General features: G+C 62.6%; 17 protein-coding genes. 6 read left to right on the top strand and 11 right to left on the bottom strand.

Going from position 1 to position 17,717, the window contains the following annotated elements:
• From ACW8PS_RS03765 to ACW8PS_RS03810, 10 genes are all read right to left on the bottom strand, one after another.
• Positions 1-635: beta-galactosidase (locus ACW8PS_RS03765; protein ID WP_491525942.1), on the bottom strand; the 635-nt coding region annotated here is incomplete at its 3' end.
• Entirely contained in the window at positions 632-1,474 is an 843-nt protein-coding gene (locus tag ACW8PS_RS03770; protein ID WP_491525943.1) for an SMP-30/gluconolactonase/LRE family protein, read from the bottom strand. The genes ACW8PS_RS03770 and ACW8PS_RS03765, both read right to left, overlap by 4 nt.
• Positions 1,465-2,076, bottom strand: coding sequence for a 2-dehydro-3-deoxy-6-phosphogalactonate aldolase (locus ACW8PS_RS03775; RefSeq protein WP_491525944.1), 612 nt, complete (start codon positions 2,074-2,076; stop codon positions 1,465-1,467). The genes ACW8PS_RS03770 and ACW8PS_RS03775 overlap by 10 nt, the downstream gene beginning before the upstream one ends.
• Positions 2,073-2,978 carry a 2-dehydro-3-deoxygalactonokinase gene (locus tag ACW8PS_RS03780; protein WP_491525945.1) on the bottom strand — a complete coding sequence of 302 codons (906 nt, stop codon included), beginning with the start codon at positions 2,976-2,978 and terminating at the stop codon, positions 2,073-2,075. The genes ACW8PS_RS03775 and ACW8PS_RS03780 overlap by 4 nt, the downstream gene beginning before the upstream one ends.
• A 5-nt stretch (positions 2,979-2,983) precedes the next feature.
• Positions 2,984-3,754, bottom strand: coding sequence for an SDR family NAD(P)-dependent oxidoreductase (locus ACW8PS_RS03785; RefSeq protein ID WP_491525946.1), 771 nt, complete (start codon positions 3,752-3,754; stop codon positions 2,984-2,986).
• Positions 3,755-3,843: 89 nt separating this feature from the next.
• The gene (locus tag ACW8PS_RS03790; RefSeq protein ID WP_491525947.1) at positions 3,844-5,553 is read right to left on the bottom strand and encodes an IlvD/Edd family dehydratase; all 1,710 of its coding nucleotides are present in this window, start codon (positions 5,551-5,553) and stop codon (positions 3,844-3,846) included.
• Positions 5,550-7,631, bottom strand: a complete 2,082-nt coding sequence (locus ACW8PS_RS03795) for an alpha-galactosidase (protein ID WP_491525948.1) — start codon at positions 7,629-7,631, stop codon at positions 5,550-5,552. Before ACW8PS_RS03795 ends, ACW8PS_RS03790 begins: the two co-directional genes overlap by 4 nt.
• The gene (locus ACW8PS_RS03800) at positions 7,631-8,479 is read right to left on the bottom strand and encodes a carbohydrate ABC transporter permease (RefSeq protein ID WP_491525949.1); all 849 of its coding nucleotides are present in this window, start codon (positions 8,477-8,479) and stop codon (positions 7,631-7,633) included. Before ACW8PS_RS03800 ends, ACW8PS_RS03795 begins: the two co-directional genes overlap by 1 nt.
• A gap of 16 nt (positions 8,480-8,495) precedes the next feature.
• Positions 8,496-9,407, bottom strand: coding sequence for a carbohydrate ABC transporter permease (locus ACW8PS_RS03805; RefSeq protein ID WP_491525950.1), 912 nt, complete (start codon positions 9,405-9,407; stop codon positions 8,496-8,498).
• Positions 9,408-9,539: 132 nt separating this feature from the next.
• Positions 9,540-10,802 (bottom strand): ABC transporter substrate-binding protein, encoded by a 1,263-nt coding sequence (locus tag ACW8PS_RS03810; RefSeq protein WP_491525951.1) that lies wholly within the window; start codon positions 10,800-10,802, stop codon positions 9,540-9,542.
• Between the two features lie 125 nt (positions 10,803-10,927).
• Between ACW8PS_RS03810 and ACW8PS_RS03815 the strand changes: the two genes are divergently transcribed.
• Complete coding sequence (locus ACW8PS_RS03815) at positions 10,928-11,710, top strand: IclR family transcriptional regulator (RefSeq protein ID WP_491525952.1); 783 nt, start codon at positions 10,928-10,930, stop codon at positions 11,708-11,710.
• 25 nt (positions 11,711-11,735) lie between these two features.
• Positions 11,736-12,791 (top strand): ABC transporter ATP-binding protein, encoded by a 1,056-nt coding sequence (locus ACW8PS_RS03820; RefSeq protein WP_491525953.1) that lies wholly within the window; start codon positions 11,736-11,738, stop codon positions 12,789-12,791.
• Here the strand turns inward: ACW8PS_RS03820 and ACW8PS_RS03825 are convergent.
• Positions 12,784-13,728: a GlxA family transcriptional regulator gene (locus tag ACW8PS_RS03825; RefSeq protein WP_491525954.1), complete on the bottom strand. Its 945-nt coding sequence runs from the start codon at positions 13,726-13,728 to the stop codon at positions 12,784-12,786. The genes ACW8PS_RS03820 and ACW8PS_RS03825 overlap by 8 nt on opposite strands.
• Positions 13,729-13,832: 104 nt before the next feature.
• On the opposite strand from ACW8PS_RS03825, the gene ACW8PS_RS03830 reads away from it, so the two are divergent.
• The 4 genes from ACW8PS_RS03830 to ACW8PS_RS03845 are packed head-to-tail and all read left to right on the top strand — an operon-like array spanning position 13,833 to position 17,587.
• Complete coding sequence (locus tag ACW8PS_RS03830; RefSeq protein ID WP_491525955.1) at positions 13,833-14,552, top strand: GntR family transcriptional regulator; 720 nt, start codon at positions 13,833-13,835, stop codon at positions 14,550-14,552.
• 11 nt (positions 14,553-14,563) lie between these two features.
• Positions 14,564-15,481 carry a dihydrodipicolinate synthase family protein gene (locus tag ACW8PS_RS03835; protein ID WP_491525968.1) on the top strand — a complete coding sequence of 306 codons (918 nt, stop codon included), beginning with the start codon at positions 14,564-14,566 and terminating at the stop codon, positions 15,479-15,481.
• Positions 15,478-16,239 carry an NAD(P)-binding domain-containing protein gene (locus ACW8PS_RS03840; protein ID WP_491525956.1) on the top strand — a complete coding sequence of 254 codons (762 nt, stop codon included), beginning with the start codon at positions 15,478-15,480 and terminating at the stop codon, positions 16,237-16,239. The genes ACW8PS_RS03835 and ACW8PS_RS03840 overlap by 4 nt, the downstream gene beginning before the upstream one ends.
• Before the next feature lie 19 nt (positions 16,240-16,258).
• A complete protein-coding gene (locus tag ACW8PS_RS03845) occupies positions 16,259-17,587 on the top strand; it encodes an NAD(P)/FAD-dependent oxidoreductase (RefSeq protein ID WP_491525969.1) in 1,329 nt (442 codons plus the stop codon).
• Positions 17,588-17,717 lie beyond the last annotated feature (130 nt).

The raw sequence follows: 17,717 nt of genomic DNA on the forward strand, positions 1-17,717 counted from the left end.
GCCATGGCATGGGCCGGGTTGGGTTCGGTCACGGTCAGGTTGGGCAGGTCGATCTGGTCAAAGCTGTCATACTCCATCGACCAGAACACATTGCCCCAGGCCCGGTTCAGCGCATCGGGTGATTGATAGCGCTGCGCGCACCAGTCGCGGAACGCGTGCCGCGCGGCATCCGAATAGGACAGGGTGGTATCATGGCAGCCATATTCATTATCGGTCTGCCAGGCCCCGATATGGGGGTTGCGGCCATAGCGTTCGGCCAGCAGGCGGGTGATGCGCACGGCCTCGGCCCGGTATCCGTCATGGCTGAAACAATAATGCCTGCGGGATCCGAACCGGCGCGCACGGCCCTGATCATCCAGCGCCAGCATGTCGGGATGGCGATCCAGCATCCAGCGCGGCGGCGTCGCCGTGGGGGTGCCCAGCACCACCTTGAGCCCGGCCTGCCCCAGCACATCAATGGCGCGGTCGAGCCAGTCAAAGCGCAGATCGCCCGGGGCGGATTCCAGCCGCGACCAGGCAAATTCACCGATCCGCACCCAGGTCAGGCCGATCCCGGCCATGCGGGCGGCATCCCTGGGCCATTGATCTTCCGGCCAATGTTCGGGGTAGTAACAGGTGCCTAGCGTGCGTTTCACAAGATCACCTTATGCTCGAATTGCCCAAGGGCCACGCCCCGCGCCACGAAAACCTGGCCCGCCAGCGGCTCCTCGGCCAGGGACGCCGCACTCAAACCCTGGCGCGCGGTGGTGACATAGAGATCCGAGCCGCCGAAGGCCGGGCAGGTTGGCTGCGAGACCGGCAGGCAGATATCACGCAGAACCGCGCCTGACGGCGCGTAGCAGCGCACCCGCGAACTGCCCCATTCGGCACAGCAGAAATTGCCTGCGGCATCCATCACCGCCCCGTCAGGATTGGGGCCATCCGCGCCATGGTCGAGATAGATCTCAGGGTCGCCCGAGGGCCAGCCATCGGCATCCGCCAACGCCTGCCGCCAAACGATGCCGCGCGCGGTATCGGCGAAATGCGCATAGAGCCCATCGGGCGCGAAACAGATCGCATTGGGGATGGTGATGCCGGGGAAGAGCTGGCGCATCTCACCCTGATAATAGCGGTAGATCGCGCCGGCGCCCGGTTCGGCCTGCCGGCCCATGGTGCCGATCCAGAACCCGCCCCAGGGATCGGCGCGGCCATCATTGGAGCGGGTCATGGGATTGTCAGCCTCCAGCGCGGCGACCGGTTCCTGGGCACCGGTTTCAATGTCGAAGCGGATCAGATCCCGGCTGGTGGCAATCAGCAGCGCTGTATCGCTGATCCAACCGGCGGCGGAAACCGGGCGATCAAATTGCCACTCACCGCCGCTGCACATCATGCGCATTCCGTTGATATCAAACCAGAAAAGCTGTTTACGCGTGGGGTGCCACAAAGGCCCTTCGCCCAGATCACAGGGCCGGGGATCAAAGATGCTCAACTCCATTTCGTGACCGCGTCAAAAGCGGTGACGATGGTTCTGGCGCGGGTTGCGACCTCGGCCACTGACAGCCCCGGCCTGTAGATCGCGGTGCCGATGCCAAAGCCGCTGATGCCTGCCTGCCACCAGGCCGCGAAACTGTCGGGGCCCGCACCGCCCACGGCAAAGAGCTGCGTATCGGTCGGTAGCACCGCGCGGATGGCTGTGATGCCGCCGGGGCCGATCAGGCTGGCGGGGAATATTTTCAGCCCGTCAGCCCCGGCCTGCAGGGCGGCGAAACATTCGGTGGGCGTCATCACGCCGGGATAGCTGATCATGTTGCGGCGCCTGGTTTCCCGGATCACATCAGCATCCATATTGGGCGACACGATCAGCCGGCCACCGGCCGCATCGACCCGCCCGACATCTGCAATGGTCAGCACCGTGCCCGCCCCGATCTGCGCATCCGTGCCATGCGCGCGCGCCATCGCGGCGATGCTGTCAAAGGGGTCGGGCGAGTTGAGCGGCACCTCGATCCGGGTGATCCCGGCCGCGATCAGCACCGCGCAGATATCGACGGCCTCCATGGGCTGAATGCCGCGCAATATGGCAATGATCGGTCGGCTCATATCGTGGCCTTTGCAAGCGTTTCATAGGCAAGGCGCAACCCGTGCAGGGCAAGATCGTCGCCCGGCATTACCGCCACCGAAACGCCTTGTGATTTCAACGCGCGCGCATAGAGGTCAGACAGCGCCGGCGCACCGGCAATGGCGATCTCGCGGCCCAGCCAATAGGGCCGTGTCGCGGCCAGTTCAGCGCCGATCAGCAGGCCTGACAGCCGCCCGCGCGCAGCGCTGTCTGATTGGGTTTGCAGAAGGCTTGCGGCCCGAATGCCGAACAAGGCCTGCGCCAGGCGCTCGGGGCGCGAAAGCGTGTCGGCGATGGCCGCATCAAAAGCGTCCCGGTCCAGATCAGCGCTGCCGACCGAATGGCGCAGCACGGATTTTTCCGCCAGCAGGGCGAAGAGCTCACCGGTCATTGCGGTCTGAAAACTGACAATTTCGCCGGCGCTGACATGGGCCCATTTGGTATGGGTGCCGGGCAGGCAGATGACACCGTCGAAATTGGGGTTTTGGGCCAGGATGCCCAGAATCTGGGTTTCCTCGCCGCGCATCACATCGGGCGGGCTGGCCTGTGACAGGCCGGGCAGGATCAGGACATCAAGGCGCGGATCCTGCGCGGGCGCGCGGGTCAGCCCGGCGCTGCCCGGTTTGCAGGGGACCGGTTGATAGGCGGCCTCGACCCAGCCTTGCCGTGCACCGACCATGCCGCAGGCCAGAACCGTGACAGGCGCGCGGCCAAGCCACGGCCCGACAAGGCGCAACAATGCGGGTTCAAATTCGGGCGGCGCAAGACTGCCCATACCGTCGGCTGACTGCGCCTTGTCCAGCACCAGACCACCGGCACCCATTGCGAAGGCGCGCAGATGCGTCGTGCCCCAGTCAACCGCGATCCAGGTCAGATTTTCCATATCATTCACCCCGTCGTGACCACGCCACCATCTATGACAAGCACCTGCCCTGTCATCATTCTTGACGTGTTCGAGGCCAGAAACAACACCCCGCCGACGATGTCTTCGGGGGCCAGCGCATCCTTCAGGCATTGCCGGTCGAGATGGCCCGCCAGCGCCTCGGGCGTGACCCACAGATCCTTTTGTTTCTGCGTCAGAACCCAGCCCGGGGCCAGCGCGTTGACGCGGATGCGGTCGGGGCCAAATTCACGCGCCAGCGACCGGGTCATGGCGGTGATGGCCCCGTTGGCGGCGGTGTAGGAGGGGTAGCCCGCATTGCCCATCATGTAGGAGATCGAGGAGAAATTGATGATCGCGCCGCCGCCCGCGGCCTTCATGCCGGGCATCACCGCCTGACAGGCGAAGAAATATGATTTGAGATTGATCGCCTGGTTCCAATCCCAGAATTCCTCGGTCACCTCTGCGGTGGCGTGGCGTTTGTCATTGGCGGCGTTGTTGACCAGGATTGTCACCCCCCCATGTGCCGCCGCCGCCTGATCAATGCAGCTCTGAAGCGCCGCGATATCGGTGATGTCGCATGGCATGTAAAATGGGCGATTGCCGGTTGCGGTCTCCATTTCCTCGACGAAATCCGAGGCATCCGAGCGCTGCACGAAAGCGACCTTTGCACCTTGGCGCAGGAAGCCTTCGGTCAGGCGGGCACCGATGCCGGAACCGCCGCCGGTGATGAAGACGGAGGCCCCGTCAAGGTCAGGATATCTTGCCTGGTCAGTCATTGTTTCAAATCCTCACCGGGAAGATTTTTCCCGAAAAATCTTTGGTCGGAAAATTCTTCTGGAAGAATTTTCGGGTCCGGCCTTGCATGTCAGTGGCTTTCCCGCGTCACCGGGCGGGTATCCTTGCCGACGAGGAAATCCAGATCCGCGCCTTTGTCGGCCTGCATCACGGTCTCAATATAGAGCTTGGCATAGCCTCTTGTGTAATGCGGCGGATCGGGCTGCCAGACGGCGCGGCGCGCGGCAAGCTCGGCCTCATCGACCAGCAATTCGAGCACCCCGTCGCGGGCCGAGACGCGGATGCGATCACCGGTTTTCACCAGCGCCAGTGGCCCGCCCGCCTGCGCCTCGGGCGCGACATGCAGAATGACAGTGCCATAGGCAGTGCCGGACATGCGGGCATCCGAGATCCGCACCATATCGCGCACACCTTGCTGCACCAGTTTCCTGGGGATCGGCATGTTTCCCACTTCGGGCATGCCGGGATAGCCCTTGGGTCCACAGCCCTTGAGGACCAGAATGGTTTGCGGGGTCACGGCCAGGTCTTCGCGGTCGATATTGGCCTTCAGATCCTCGATATTTTCGAACACATGCGCCGCGCCTTCATGTTCCAGCAGGGCATCGGTGGCGGCGGAGGGTTTCAGGATGGCCCCGTCAGGGGCCAGATTGCCGCGCAGCACCCGCAGCCCGGCCGCCGGTTTCAAAGGCGCGTCAAAGGCCCGGATCACATCGCGGTTCCAGCATTCGGCCCCGTCTGCATAGGCCGAAATGTCACCGCCGAGGATCGTCCGCGAGGGCCGCAGGAGATGCGCCAGTTCCTTGAGCACGACAGGCATCCCGCCCGCATAGCAGAAATCTTCCATCAGGTATTTGCCCGATGGCATGCAGTTGACCAGCAACGGGATGTCTGCGCCAAGTTCGAAATCCTTGAGGCTCAGGTCAATGCCGACGCGCCCGGCCAGCGCCAGCAGATGCACCACGGAATTGGTGGACCCGCCCACGGCGGCATTGGCGAGGATGGCGTTTTCAAAGGCTTCGCGGGTCAGAATATCAGACGGTTTCAGATCCTCATCGACCATTTCCACGATCCGCTTGCCGCTCAGATGTGCCAGCGCCATGCGCCGCGCATCCACCGCCGGAAGGGCGGCATTGGTCGGCAGGCACATGCCCATCGCCTCCACGATCGCGGCCATGGTCGAGGCCGTGCCCATCGTCATGCAGACGCCCTTGGAGCGCGACATGCCCGATTCCGCCGCCATGAAATCCTTGAGCGTCATGTCACCGGCGCGCACGGCCTCGGAAAATTTCCACACATCAGTGCCCGAGCCGATATCCCGGCCCTGCCATTTGCCGTTCAGCATCGGCCCCGCACTGACCACGATCGAGGGCAGATCAACCGAGGCCGCCCCCATCAACTGGCCCGGTGTGGTCTTGTCACAGCCCCCCAGCAGCACCACGCCATCAATGCCATAGGCGCGGATCGATTCCTCTACATCCATCGCCAGCAGGTTGCGAAACAGCATCGCGGTGGGTTTCATCTGGGTTTCGCCCAGCGACATCACCGGAAACTCGACCGGAAAACCACCGGCCTCCCAGACGCCGCGTTTGACGCCTTCGGCCAGATCACGCAGGCCGGAATTGCACGGCGTAAGCTCGGACCAGGTGTTGCAGATGCCAATCACCGGGCGGCCATCAAAGACGTGATCGGGAAAGCCCTGATTTTTCATCCAGCTGCGGTGAATGAAGCCATCCTTGTCGGCCTTGCCATACCAGGCGCGGTTTCTGCGGTCCTTGGTCACAACAAATTCCCTTCAATTACCCACATGGTTTCGGGAAAACTCCATGGCAGGGTCAGCCCATGATTCATCAGATACGCGCCGCCAAGCGTGATCGGCCCGGATTTCAGCGCCGGGTTGCCGCGCGACAGCGGCCCGGCATCGGAGCGATTGATCAGCTCGATACGATAGAGCGCATCGGGCGACAACCGGGTCAGGCGCAGGGGCCGGGGGGCGATCTGGCTTGAGGCCGCCGATTTGCCGGCAAAGACCACGAACCGGCCCCCGCCCTGCGCCAGTTGCTGTTCGGCGATCACGCAAGGATCGGGGCTGTCGAGGCGCAGGATATCGGCGGAAAACATCCAGCCCCGATTGGCTTTCCACCAGGCCGTGACATGTTTCAGGATGGTGGTTTCCGCAATGGTCAATTCGCGCGGGTCCATCTCGAACCCGATATGGCGCTGCGCCGCCACCCAGGCGCGAAACCCGATATCGAGGCTGCGCCCCGAGGTGTGGCATTTGCGCGGCCCGACATGCGATCCGGTGACACAGGCGGGCAGAAACAGCGCCGCGTCATGCTGTATGCGGAGCCGTTCCAGCGCATCATTGCTGTCCGATAGCCAGACCCGGTGCGTGCGGCTGAGAATGCCGAAATCAATCCGGCCGCCGCCCGAGGCGCAGCTTTCGATCTCGACCATCGGAAAGGCGGCGCGCAGCCGGTCGATCAAGGCATAGGTGCCGCGTGTCTGGGCCGCGTCGGGGCTGGGCAGCACCCGGTTATGATCCCATTTGATATAGTCGATGGCGTGGGTTTTCAGGATTGCGCCGATCCGGTCGAACAGGAAATCGCGCACATCGGCGCGGCCCATATCCAGCACCATCTGGTTTCGGCCCAGGATCTGGTCCTTGCCGCCAAGTGCCCAATCAGGATGGGCGCGGTAAATGTCGCTATCGGGGCTGATCATCTCCGGCTCGAACCAGAGACCAAAGCTCATTCCGAGGCCGTGGATATGGTCAATCAGCGGGGTCAGGCCTTCGGGGTATTTGCGCCGGTCCACCAGCCAATCAGACAAGGATGATGTGTCATCGTCGCGGGTGCCGAACCAGCCGTCATCGAGCACGAACCGTTCGGCCCCAAGGGCGGCGGCACGGGTGGCGATATCTTGCAAAATGGCCGGGTCGTGGGTGAAATAGACCGCCTCCCAGCAATTGTAATGCACCGGGCGCGGGCGCGCCGGATCGGGGAGCTGCAGGATCCGGTCGCGCAGGTGGCGCTGGAAGGCGACCGCGCAGCCATTGAGGCCACCTTGTGAGAACACGGCATAAAGCGGCGCGGTCTCGAACCGGGTGGCGGGCGCGGTTTCAATGCCGGTGGCATGGCCGAACTGGATCTGGCGGCGGCCATCGGGCAATTCCTCGGCCACCATCCTGTGCCCCCCCGACCAGCCATAGTGAAAGGCCCACACCTGACCCGCCGTATTGCTGGCCCCCCGGCAGGGCAGGATCAGGCCGGGGAAATGTTCATGGCCCGTGCGCCCGGTGCGATTGTCGCGGGCGCGCATGCCGGGCGACCAGGGCGTGCGGTTTTGCTGAAATTCACCACACCAGCGCCCGGAAAAATCGATCATCTCATCGCAAAGCTGTGGCGCGGGAAAGACCGGCGCGGACAGCCAGTCCAGATAGACCGGGTCTTGCGCCTCGAGCGTTGCCTGCGCCACGATCATATGGGTTTCGGGATCGATCGAGAACTGCGCCCGGTAGGTCAGGCCCTGCGCCCGGTCGACATAGCTGAGCCCCAGCGCGCCCGGCCCCGCTTCGGCCGTCTCGAAGCGAAATTCCGGCAAGATCGGCGCGCCGTCGCGCGCCCGCAGGATCAGGCCGGGCTGGCCCGGAAAACTGCGCGAGGCCTCGGGGCAGATCGACAGGTCCGGGTTGGCATCCAGCATGGCCCCGGTCAGGTCGATGGCATGGGCCGCGCACAGGGTTGTCAGGTCTTCGGCATCGGGCAGGCGCGGACCCCAATAGATGATCTGGGCCAGATGGTCCCGGTCTGATCCCAGCACCAGCGTTTGACGCCCATCATCGAGCCGCCAGCAGGGCATTACTTCACCGCCCCCAAGGTCAGACCGGCGATGAAATGCCGTTGCATGGCAAAGAACATCACCACCGGCGGAATGGCCGCCACGATGCTGCCGGCGCTCATCAGATTATATTGCGCCACATATTGCGAATTGAACGAGGTGATGCCGGCGGTCACCGGCTGCGCGCCGGGGCCTTGCGTCAGCACGATGGCCCAGAAGTAATCATTCCAGATGAAGGTGAAGATCAGCACCGACAGCGCCGCGATGGCCGGGCGCATCAGCGGCAGGACGACATACCAGAATATCTGCCATTCCGCGACGCCTTCGACGCGGGCGGCCTCGATCAGTTCGACCGGCAGCGCCTTGATGAAATTGCGCATGAACAGGGTGCAGAACCCGGTCTGGAATGCGACGTGAAACAGGATCAGGCCCAGTTTGGTGTCATACAGCCCCATGCCAACGGTCAGATCGCGCACCGGCACCATCAGGATCTGGAAGGGCACGAAATTGCCCGCGATGAACATGAAGAAGATCAGCAGGTTGCCCCGGAACCGGTAAATGCCAAGCGCAAAGCCGGTCATGCAGCTAAGGGCCACGGCGCCGATCACGGTGGGAATCGTGATCATCAGGGAATTCAGCATATAGCGCGGCATGTCGCTGTCAAAGAACACCCGGCCATAATTGCTGAAGAGCTCGAATGAGGACGGCATCCCCCAGTAATTTCCCTGCGCGAAATCCACGCCTGGACGGATGGAAAAACCCGCCACCGCAATCAGCGGGGCCAGCCACAGGATCAAGGCCACGGGCAGAAAGCTCTGATAGGTCAGTTGCACCTTGCGGCTGCGTTTCTGGATCGGGGTGGGAAACATCTGACTGCCCTCCCGCTCAATGCCGCGACGGGCGTTCGTCACGCCACATCGACCACAGGAAATAGGCGATGAAGACCAGCATGATCAGAAACAGCACCACCGCGATGGCCGAGCCATATCCCATGCGGAAGCCATATTCGGACAGCGCGCGTTCAAACATGTAGAAGCTGAGCACGCGGGTCGATCCAAACGGGCCGCCATTGGTCATGATCGAAATCAGATCGAAGGAGCGCAGCGCGCCGATGATGGTGACCACAAAGGCGATGAAGGTGGCGGGCTTGAGTTGCGGCAGAACCACATACCACAGCATCTTGATGCCCTTGGCCCCATCCAGCCGCGCCGCCTCGATCTGTTCGGGATCGACCGCGTTCAACCCGGTCAGATAGAGGATCATGCAATAGGCGGTCTGCGGCCACAGACCGGCGGCAATGATGCCATAGGTGGCCAGGGTCGGATCACCAAGGATGTTGAGCGATCCGAGCCCGAGAAATTCGAGCGTCGCGTTCAACAGGCCAACGCGCGGCAGGTAGAACCAGGTGAAGACCAGCCCCACCACGACCTGCGAAATCACGAAGGGAAAGAAAAACAGCGATTTATAGAGCCGGATGCCCGGCACCGTCTGATTGAGAAACAGCGCGATGAAGAGACCGGCGGGGATTGCCAGCAGATAGAGCGCCAACCATTTGACGTTGTTCCACAACGATATTTCGAAATTTCGATCACCCATCAGTTCCTGATAATTGCCGATACCGACCCAGGTCGCTTCACCCATCCCGTCCCATCGGTAAAGCGAGATGTTGAAGGATTGAAAGATCGGAATGATCACGTAGAGCGAGAAAAAAAGGATGCCCGGCAGCAGAAACAGGAGCGGCGTCAGCGTCATCTTGTGGCGCTTGAACCAGGTCTGTTGCGGGGCGGTCGGGGTCATGTCCTTGCCTTCCTGCTGGACAACGCATTCGGAAACCGGCTGCGGCTTGCGAATGGGCTGTGGTCAAAAGGGAAATGAGGCGCACGCACGCGCGCGCCCCGCCATATACAGGCAGAGCGCGCGCGGGTCTTGTTACTGGTAGATCCGCTGACGGTCGGCTTCCAGACGCTCGAGAATGTCGTCCAGATTATCCGGGAAGACCATGAATTCCTGAAGCCCTTCCATACCGATTGCCGCCATTTCAGCCGGGAAATCACGGTCAAAGAACTGTGCGATCCCGCCGGTGGCGTTCTGGCTCAGCATCGTGAAGCCCTGCTGGATGAATTCATCATCGGCCACTTCGGCATTGGCATTGACCGGCAACTGGCCCAGACCATCGGGCCCGTTGATGCGGGTTTGAACATCGGCCGAGGTCACGAATTGCAGGAAGGCCCGCGCGGCCTCGACATTCTGGGCACCGGATGGCACGTGGAATGTGTCGGTGGGCGCATCTTCGCCCAGTGCCAGGCCCTCGGTGATCACCGGGAACTGGTAGAAATCGAGCTGATCATCGGTCAGACCGGCCCGGCGCAGCTGATCGACGGCAAAATTGCCCATCAGATAGGCCGCCGCTTCGCCATTGACCACGAAGGGCAGCGCCTCCTGCCAGGAATAGTTCTGGTGGTCCTCGATGAAGCCGCCCATGTCGATCAGGCTGCGCCAGTTGGCAAAGGTTTCACGCACACGTTCATCGGTCCAGGCGATTTCGCCACGCGCCAGGGCCATGTGGAAATCAAACCCGTTGGTGCGCATGTTGAGATAGTCGAACCAGCCGCCGGCGGTCCACAGGAAACGGGTGCCGATGGCATAGCAGGCGCGCCCGCTATCGACGATGACCTGACAGTTTGCCAGCTCTTCTTCCCAGGTCGCCGGTTCGCTGAGGCCAAGCTCGTTGAAGATGTCTTCGCGGTAATAGACGCCCCATTGATAATAGGTATAGGGCACGCCCCATTGGGCGTCATTCATCGTCAGGGCACCGCGCACGGATTCCAGACCTTCGTAATCGCCGGCATCCCACCAGTCGGAGATGTCCATGAACAGGCCTGCTTCCACAAAGGGGCCCATGCGGTTTGCGGCATACCAGTTGACGACATCGGGCGGATCGGCCTGCAGCGCGTTGCGGATCTGGGTTTTCCAGGCATCGCGATCCACAACCGTCAGCTCGATCTCCAGATCGGGATTCATTTCACCGAATTCGGCGACCAGCCCCTCGATCACGGAGCGCGGCCCCGGGTTCGACATGTCCGATGTGATGCGAAACGTGCCGGACAGGCCGTGCGCATCCGCCAGGGCCACCCCTGACAGCATCGTTGTCGCCGCCAGCACAGCCAGCGGAGTTTTCAAAATGGATCGCATGGTTTCCTCCCTAATCGGTTCCATTATTCGAGACCAAGTTTCTATAGTTGATATCCTAACCTGATGCGGTATAGGGTTGTCAACAGATTCCTTTGGCCACGCCACAGCGGATCGAACGGGAGAATATGATGAACAAGGCAACAGATGGCACTGTCGGCAAAGCGCTCAGCGTGCTGGACGAGGTGGCAAAATACGGCCGCCCGGTGCGGTTTTCGGAACTGCTTGCAGGCAGCACGCACCCCAAGGCGACGCTGTATCGCATTGTTCAGACCCTGACCAATCAGGGCATGCTGAGCCATGATCCGGAGACTGGCACCTATACGCTTGGCATCCGGCTGGTGAAACTGGCGCATTCGGCCTGGAAACAGGCCTCGCTGGCCACTGTGGCGCGGCCCTTTGTCGAGGCGCTTTCGCTGAAAGTGAACGAAAACATTCACCTGGCGCAGATGGATGCCGGGCAGATCATCTTTGTCGACAAGCTGAAGGCCAGCGACCGGTTTGAAACCCTGGCCCAGACCGGCATGGTCGCGCCCGCCTATTGCACCGGGGTGGGCAAGGCCATTCTGGCCAACATGACCCCCGAACGCCGCGACAGGGCGCTGCAGCAGCAGGCCTATCTGGCCTATACGCCCAACACCCATTCCAGCGCCGACAGCCTGCTGGCCGAGCTGGACCAGATCCGCAAGGACGGCGTCGCCTTTGACCGCGAGGAACATGAAACCGGGATCATCAGCATTGCGGCCCCGATTGTTACCCAGGGCGGGCGCACCATCGGGGCCATTTCCATCGCCTCATCGACCAGCCGACAATCCCTGACCAGCATTCTGGCCTTCCGTCCTGATCTGCTGGCAACAGCACACCGCATCGGGGAAGAGGCCACCAATTGGCAATTTCCCACTGTGACCTGACGATAATTCCCCGGGAGGACCCTGAATGTCCGGCGTGACCCTTTCCAATGTGATCAAGAAATACGGTGATATGCAGGTTGTGCATGGCGTCGATCTGGACATCGAAGATGGTGAGTTCTGCGTCTTTGTCGGCCCCTCGGGCTGCGGCAAGTCCACGCTGTTGCGGATGGTGGCGGGGCTGGAGGAGACAACCGGCGGCACCATTGCGATCGGCGGCCGCGACGTGACCCATATGGACCCGGCCGAACGCGGCGTGGCGATGGTGTTTCAGACCTACGCGCTTTATCCGCATATGACGGTGGCCGAAAACATGGGGTTCGGTCTGAAGATGAACGGCTACCCCAAGGCCGAGATCAAGGCAAAAGTGGCCGAGGCCAGCCGGGTGCTGAAGCTGGATGATTACCTGAACCGCAAGCCCAAGGCCCTGTCGGGCGGGCAGCGCCAGCGCGTGGCCATCGGCCGCGCCATCGTGCGCGGGCCGGAAGTGTTTCTGTTCGATGAGCCGCTGTCCAATCTCGATGCCGAATTGCGCGTCGAGATGCGGGTCGAGATTGCGCGGCTGCATAATGAGATCGGGGCCACGATGATCTATGTCACCCATGATCAGGTCGAGGCGATGACCCTGGCCGACAAGATCGTGGTGCTGCGCGATGGCCGGGTCGAACAGGTCGGCAGGCCGCTGGATCTGTATAATGATCCCGATAATCGCTTTGTCGCGGGCTTTATCGGCAGCCCGGCGATGAATTTCTTTCCGGCAACCGCAGGGGGTGGCGGTGTCACCGTGCCGGGGCTTGGCAACATGACCCTGCCAAAGCCGCAATCGGCCCCGGCCAAGGGCCCGGTGACCGTGGGCGTGCGCCCGCAGCAGTTGCGCCTGGCCGAGGGCGACACCCATAGAGTCGACATCTCGGAACAATTGGGCGGCGTCGCCTATCACTATCTGACCGCCGGCGATGGAACCCGCGTGACGGTGGAAGCGCATGAACAGACGCAGCCTGCGGCGCGCAGCATGGTGGGCCTGACGGTCGACCCTGAAAACGCGCTGTTTTTCGACACGACAAGCGGTGCCCGGCTCAGGTGATCCTGTTGCGCTGTTCGCCCGGGCTGGTGCCGAAATGGGTGCGGTAGACGCGCGCGAAATGGCCCGAGCTTTTGAACCCGGCCGCAAAGGCGATTTCCGTCACCGGCATTTCGGTCTGCAACAACAGGTTGCGGGCCTTTTGCAGGCGGATATCGACCTGATATTTCTTTGGCGAACAATTCAGATAACGACCAAAGAGACGTTCAAGCTGGCGGGTGGATATCCCGATCTCGGAGGCGATTATGGCGGGCGAAATCGGGTCCTCCACCGTCTCGGTCATGCGCGCGATGGCGCGGGTCAGATGCGCGTTTCGGATGCCATGGCGGGACTGGATCGACACGCGCTGTTCGGCCCCGGCCTCGCGCACCGTGTTATAGACCATCTGGTCGGCCACTTCGGTGGCCAGATCGGGGCCATGGGTTGCCTCGATCAGATACAGCATCAGGTCAGCGGTGGCGGTGCCGCCCGAGGCCGTAACGATCCGCTCATCGGCGACAAAGACGCTGCGTTGCAGGTTCACATCGGGAAATTCCTCCATGAAGGCATCATGGAATTCCCAGTGGATCGCGGCCTTCATCCCGTCGAGCAGCCCGGCCCGCGCCAGAATCCAGCTGGCCGAACACAAGCCCCCGATCCGCACCCCCAGGCGGTCCTGCCGCCGGATCGCCGCCAGCAGCGGGCGTGTGATGTGTTTGGCGGCATTGATGCCGGACAGAATGAACAGCCGGTCGGCCGGCGGCATCTGATCGGTGCCGAATTCAACCTGCGTCACAGCCCCGTTCGAGGCGGTCGCGCTATGGCCATTTTCCGATATCAGCGACCAGTCATAAAGCGCGCTGCCGCTGACCAGATTGGCGATGCGCAACGGATCGACGGCGCAGCCAAACGCCATATGCGTCAGATCCTCGACCAGCAGAAAAGAAAAATGTTCCGGCATTCTTGCCAACCATGATTGGGCTTTGTCTGGTCTACTCCTGATCACATTTCATTTTTGTATGCAATATGTATTTTCTTTGTGTGTGATCAATGCTAGGCGAAGCCATGACTGAGAATCCAATCACACCGCGCAACCCGAAAGACATGGCCTATGACCGGCTGAAAGAGGCGATCCTGACGCTGGAGATGCAGCCCGGGGCCGATCTGGACGAGGCCCGGCTGAGCGCCAATTTCGGCCTGTCACGCACCCCGCTGCGCGAGGTGTTCCGCCGGTTGGCGGGCGAGGGATATGTTGATCTGCGCCAGAACCGTGGCGCGCGGGTATCCGAGATGTCGCATAACACATTGCGCGATTTCTTTCTGGCCGCGCCGATGATCTATGGCGCGATCCTGCGGCTGGCGGCGGAAAACGCGCGGCCCTCTCAGATCGAGGCGCTGAGCGCGACACAGGCGCAGTTTCGCACCGCTTTGCGCCAGGGATCGCCGCGCCACCGCGCCATCCTGAACAACAGGTTCCATGAAATCACCGGCGAGATGGCGGGAAATATCTATCTGCTGCCCTCTTTCCGGCGCCTGTTGATCGATCACGCCCGGATTTCGATGACCTTCTACCGCCCGGCTGACGCCCAGATGGCGAAAAACATCGCCGAGGCCGCCGATCAGCACGACCGGATCATCGCCGCCATTCAAGCGCGCGACGCCGATGCCGCCGCCGCCCTGGCCATTGAGCATTGGAACCTGTCGCGCAACCGGATCGAAACATTTGTCATGCCCGGCGGGCTGGAGATGCCTCTGGGCAGCCCGCCCGGCGCGCGAACCGCATGAAAGGCCCCATGATGACCCCGATTTTTCGCTTCGATGGGATCTATACCCCCGTCGTGACGCCATTCCACGCCGATGCCAGCCCCAATCTGGACGCCCTGGCCGATGTTGTCGAACACCTGCTGGCGGCGGGTGTGAATGGCATCATTTCGGGCGGCTCCACCGGTGAAAACTATGCCCAGGGCGTGGCCGAGCGGCTGGACCTGGCGCGCTTCACCCATGACCGCATCGCAGGCCGCGTGCCCTTTGTCGTCGGAACCGGCGCGATGATGACACCCGAGTCCATCGCGCTGGCCGCGGGCGCGCGTGACATGGGGGCCGATGCCATCCTGCTGGCCAGCCCGGCCTATTCGGTGCCCACCGACCACGAAAATGCATTGAACGCGCTGGCCATCGACAAGGCCGCCGATCTGCCGGTGATGCTTTATAACTACCCGCAGCGCACCGGCACCATGATGGGCGCGGAATTTCTGGACCGGGTCGGGGGGTCGCGCAATTTCTGCGCCATCAAGGAAAGCTCGGGCGATATCAACCGGGTGCATCTGCTGGCCCGCGATTACCCGCATATCCAATTGGGCTGCGGCATGGATGATCAGGCGCTGGAATTTTTCGCCTGGGGGGCACCTTTCTGGGTCTGTGGCGGGTCGAATTTCCTGCCCGAGGAACATATCGCGCTCTATCGGGCCTGTGTGGTGGATGGCGATTTCGCCAAGGGCCGCCGCATCATGTCGGCGATGCTGCCGCTGATGCGGATGCTGGAACAGGGCGGCAAGTTCATCCAATGGATCAAGCATGGCGTCACCCTGAACGGCATTGATGCCGGGCCGATGCGGCCACCGCTGACGGGGTTGGACGAGGATGAAAAAAGCGCGCTGGAACAGGTGGTCGGCGTGTTGAAAACCACCATTGCGGCGGGTGAGGAAATGGTATGACCGGCCGCATCGGATTTATCGGCACCGGCCATATTGCCGCCCCGATGGCGCGGGTGCTGGCGCGGGGTGGCCGTGACGTGGTGGTCTCAGAGCGGAGCGAAACGGTTGCGGCGGCGCTGGCGGATGCGTTCGAGGCAATCACGGTCGCGCCCAATCAGGGCGTGGTCGATACCTGTGATACGGTGTTCTTATGCCTGCGCCCGGATCTGGCCGAAAGCATTGTGGCCGGACTGCGCTTTCGCCCCGGTCAGCGCATCGTATCAGTGATGGCGGGCGTGGCCGCCGCCGATCTGGCCGCCTGGTGCGCGCCTGCGACCGATATTTCCATCATGATTCCGCTTGGTTTTCTGGAGGCTGGGGGCTGCCCGCTGGCCGTCTATCCGAACGGGGCCGCGATCGAACCGCTTTTCGGGGACAAGAACCCGGTCTTGGCCGTGGCGAGCGAGGCCGCGCTGAACAACCATTTCGCGATCTGCGCGATGGTGCCAGCTATGCTGGCGATGCTGGAAACCGGGGCCGACTGGCTTGCTGCCAAGGGCGGTAACCGCGATGACGCGGCGCTCTATACCACGCAGCTTGTCGCCGGTTTTCTGAACGCCATGGGCCGACAGGCCGGCAACCTGAAGGCGGAAAAAGAGGCGCTTGCCACCCCCGGAACGCTGAGCCTGATGATGGTCGAGAGATTGGCCGAAGGCGGCGTTAGCCGGGCGCTGACAGGCGCGCTGGATGCGATTGACGCGCGCCTGTACACAGTCTGATCGGGAAAGCACCGCCACGATGACCGCCTATCACGCCAAACGCCTGCCGACCCATAAAGGCCCCGCCGCCTGGAGCGCGATCCTGCCGGAGCCGCCGCCCGCCACGCCATTGCAGGGCGATATCACTGCCGATCTGGTGATCATCGGCGCCGGGTTCGCTGGTCTTTCGGCGGCCCGGCGGGCGTTGCAGATCGACCCGGCGCTGCGGGTGGTCATCCTGGAGGCGGGGCGCATCGCGGAAGGCGCGGCGGGGCGCAACTCCGGCTTCATGATCGACCTGCCGCATGATCTGTCCGCAACAGATTACGCAGGCTCGGGCGATGACACAGCCCGAATTGCACTGAACCGGCAGGCGATTGGCTTCGCGCAGGCGGCGGCAGAGGAATATGACATCCCCCGGGATTTTATCGACCCGACAGGCAAGATCAACGGGGCCGCCAGCGCCAGGGGCCACGCCCATAACCAAAGCTATGCCCGCCATCTGGCCAGTCTGGGAGAGCCCTGCGAGATGCTGGATGGCCAGGCGATGCAGACCCTGACCGGCAGCGCCTATTACCTGTCCGGCCTCTACACCCCGGGCACGGTGATGCTGCAACCGGCGGGCTATATTCGCGGGCTGGCGCGGGGCCTGTCGCGGGGGGCCGATATCCGCGAGCTGAGCCCGGTCACCGGCTTTGCCCGGATCGGAAATGACTGGCATGTCAGCACGCCGCGCGGGTCGGTGACAACGCCGCTGATCATCCTTGCAACCAATGGCCATCTTGAAAGCTTCGGCTTTGCGGCCGGGCGGCTGATGCATATCTTCCTCTATGCTTCGATGACACCGGAACTGCCCGAAGGCGCGGTCGGCGGCGCGCCCAGATGGGGCATCACGCCGGCCGATCCGATGGGCACGACAATGCGTCGGATCGATACCGGCCAGGGGGGCAACCGGATCATCACCCGCACCTGCGCCAGTTTCAAACCCGGCATGGTGGCCAGCGATGCAGCGCTTATGCGCGCGGCACATGTCCATAACCGGAAATTCGGCGATCGTTTCCCGGCGCTGCGCGGGCTGAATATGGCCTATTGCTGGGCCGGCCACCTCTGCCTCAGCCGCAATGGCGTGTCGGTCGCGGGCGAGGTCGAGGAAGGCATCCATGCCGCCTGCTGCCAGAACGGGCTGGGAACCGCGCGCGGCACGCTGACGGGAATGGGGGCCGCCGAAATGGCGCTTGGCGTGACCAGCACCATCACCCGCGCGCTACGCGCAGAACCCGAACCCACCCGCCTGCCGCCGCGCCCCTGCTCGGATATCGGGGCCAATGCCTACCTGCGATGGAAGGAATACCGGGCCGGGCGGGAATGACCGCCCTGCTTCTTTGCGCTCCAAATATCCATGCCCACTGCCCGGCAAACGATGTCGGCGCTGCCGAGAGGGGAGACTGCGCCACGCGCCAAATTTTTCCTTCAAAAATTTGCAAGAATTTTACGGAAAA

It is taken from the genome of Alterinioella sp. (genome assembly GCF_058343375.1).